The following is a 3020-nucleotide window of genomic DNA, read 5'->3' as shown; positions in this document are numbered from 1 at the left end:
GTGCCGGACGACACCCCCGACCGCTCACCCGGAAAGAGCCACCGCGATGTCCTCCCCCGAGATCGACCCCCCGTCCATCCGCGTGATGCTCGTCGATGACCAGGTGCTCCTGCGCACCGGCTTCAAGATGGTCCTGGCCGCCCAGCCGGACATGGAGGTGGTCGCCGAGGCCGGCGACGGCGTCGAGGCCGTGGATGTGCTGCGTTCGCGCGCGGTGGACGTGGTGCTGATGGACGTCCGCATGCCCCGCATGGACGGCGTGGAGGCCACCCGCCGGATCTGTCAGGGCGGCGACGGCGGCCCCGGCGAGCCGAAGGTGCTCATCCTCACCACCTTCGACCTCGACGAATACGCCTTCACCGGGCTCAAGGCCGGTGCCTCCGGCTTCCTCCTCAAGGACGTGCCGCCGGAGGAACTGCTCTCGGCGATCCGGTCCGTGCACAGCGGCGACGCCGTGGTCGCCCCCTCCACCACCCGCCGGTTGCTGGACCGCTTCGCGACCCTGCTGCCGCTCGCGCAGCAGAGCCCGCCGCCGCAGCTCGCCCAGCTCACCGACCGCGAACGGGAGGTGCTGGTGCACATAGCCCAGGGCCTGTCGAACGGGGAGATCGCGGCGGAGCTGTTCGTCTCGGAGGCGACGGTCAAGACACACGTGGGTCGGATCCTGGCCAAACTCCAGCTGCGGGACCGCGTCCAGGCGGTGGTCCTCGCCTACGAGAGCGGGTTGGTGCAGGCCGGCGGCTCCTGACGGGCACCCCGTCCCGGGGCCGGCACCGCCCGCGCGGGGCGGCGGGGCGCGCCCGTAGCATGGCCGTGAACGTCCGGTACCCCTTCGCGGACTGGAACGGAAGGCCCACGTGAACACGATCCCTCCCCCCGCCGGAAGCCCCGACGGCCCGCCCGACGGGCGCGTCCCCGACACCGTCGGGGAGGCGCGCCGCGCCGGCGACCGGCCCGCCCGGCTGTCCGTCGGCGTGGTCGGCGCGGGCCGGGTCGGTCCGCCGCTGGCCGCCTCGCTGGCCCTGGCCGGGCATCGCCCTGTCGCCGTCTCGGGCGTCTCCGAGGCATCCCGACGGCGCGCCGAGGCGCTGCTGCCCGGTGTGCCGCGCACCGATCCCGCCGAGGTCCTGGCCTGGGCCGAACTGGTGCTGCTGACCGTCCCCGACGACGTGCTCCCGGACCTGGTCTCCGGGCTGGTGAGCACCGGGGCGGTCCGCCCCGGCCACCTGCTGGCGCACACCTCGGGGCGGTACGGCACGGCGGTGCTGGACCCGGCGCGCGCCGCCGGCGCGCTGCCCCTGGCGCTGCACCCGGTGATGACCTTCACCGGCACCGCGGTGGACGTGCAGCGGCTCGCCGGTTGTTCCTTCGGTGTGACCGCGCCGCCGGAGCTGCGACCGGCCGCCGAGGCGCTGGTGATCGAGATGGGCGGCGAGCCGGAGTGGATCGAGGAGTCCGCCCGGCCGCTCTACCACGCGGCCCTCGCCCTGGGCGCCAATCACCTGATGACCCTGGTGGCGCAGGCCCTGGAACTGCTGCGGACCGCCGGGGTGGGGGCACCCGACCGGATGCTCGGCCCGCTGCTGGGCGCCGCACTGGACAACGCGCTGCGCTCGGGGGACGCCGCCCTGACCGGGCCGGTGGCGCGGGGTGACGCGGGCACGGTCGCGGCGCACGTCGCGGAGCTGCGCACGCACGCCCCCGACGCGCTCCCCGGATACCTGGCGATGGCCCGCACCACCGCCGACCGGGCGTTGGCCCACGGCTCGTTGAAGGCGGAGGACGCCGAGCGGCTGCTCCGCGCGCTGGCCGACGGCGACCCCGGGGGCGCTCCCGGGGGCTTCCGGGCCACCGGCGGCCCGGGTGCCGCCGGCAACGCGGACGATGCCGGCAACGCGGACGACCCCGGGGCCCCCGGCTCCCGGGACGGGGACCCGGACGACCCCCGGCACCCCGGAGGTCGACCGTGACCGCCGATTCCCCCGCGCTCGCCCCGCTGCGCGCCGCCTCCGACCTGCCCGCTCCCGAACCCGGCGTCCGCCGGGCCGTGGTGATGACCATGGGCGCCCTGCACCGGGGCCACGCCGGTCTCATCCGGGCCGCCCGCCGGCTGGTCGGCCCCACCGGACGGGTGCTGGTGACCGTCTTCGTCAACCCCCTCCAGTTCGGCGCGGGCGAGGATTTCGACCGCTACCCCCGCACCCTCGACGCGGACACCGCCGTCGCGGCCCGGGCCGGCGCCGACCTGCTCTTCGCGCCGACCGCCGCCGAGGTCTATCCCGGCGGTGAGCCGCTGGTGCGGATCGCCGCCGGGCCGATGGGCGAGGTCCTGGAGGGCGTCTCCCGCCCCGGTCACTTCGACGGGATGCTCACCGTCGTCGCCAAGCTCCTGCACCTCACCCGCCCGGACCTCGCCCTGTACGGGGAGAAGGACGCCCAGCAGCTCGCCCTGATCCGCCGTATGGTGCGGGACCTGAACTTCCCGGTGGAGATCGTCGGCGTGCCCACCGTCCGGGAGGAGGACGGGCTCGCGCTCTCCAGCCGCAACCGCTACCTGGACGCCGACGAGCGCGTCACGGCGCTGGCCCTCTCCCGGGCGCTGTTCGCCGCCCGGGACCGGCTCGCCGCCGAGGCGGTGCTGCGCGCCCGCGCACTGGTGGCGCCCACCGACGAGCGCCGGGCCCTGGCACTGGCCGCCCTCCACGAGTCCCGGGCCTCCGCGGACGCGCACGCCGTCGCGCTGGCGGGCGACCCGGTCGGGGCCCTCGCCTCGCCGGCCTCCGCGCTGGCGGCGGCCCGCGCGGTACTGGACGAGGCACGGAACGCGGAACCCCCGCTGTACCCCGACTACCTGGCGCTGGTCGACCCCCGGGACTTCCGCGAGGTGCCCGCCGACCACGTCGGCGAGGCGATCCTGGCGATCGCCGCCCGGGTCGGTTCGACCCGCCTGATCGACAACATCCGCCTCACCTTCGGAGCCCACCGGTGACCAGCCACGACCACCCGGGGACCGGTGGCAC

General features: G+C 76.2%; 3 protein-coding genes. All 3 read left to right on the top strand.

Annotated elements, in window-relative coordinates:
• The first annotated feature begins 46 nt into the window (after window positions 1-46).
• Window positions 47-748 carry a response regulator gene (locus FNQ90_RS17970; protein WP_182607317.1) on the top strand — a complete coding sequence of 234 codons (702 nt, stop codon included), beginning with the start codon at window positions 47-49 and terminating at the stop codon, window positions 746-748.
• 214 nt (window positions 749-962) lie between these two features.
• Entirely contained in the window at window positions 963-1970 is a 1008-nt protein-coding gene (locus FNQ90_RS17965; RefSeq protein WP_228471356.1) for a Rossmann-like and DUF2520 domain-containing protein, read from the top strand.
• The gene (gene panC / locus FNQ90_RS17960) at window positions 1967-2989 is read left to right on the top strand and encodes a pantoate--beta-alanine ligase (RefSeq protein WP_407699389.1); all 1023 of its coding nucleotides are present in this window, start codon (window positions 1967-1969) and stop codon (window positions 2987-2989) included. Before FNQ90_RS17965 ends, panC begins: the two co-directional genes overlap by 4 nt.
• Window positions 2990-3020 lie beyond the last annotated feature (31 nt).

It is taken from the genome of Streptomyces alkaliphilus (assembly GCF_014141535.1).
In the GTDB taxonomy this organism is placed as follows: domain Bacteria; phylum Actinomycetota; class Actinomycetes; order Streptomycetales; family Streptomycetaceae; genus Streptomyces; species Streptomyces alkaliphilus.
This window is presented reverse-complemented; position numbering and strand designations above follow the sequence as displayed.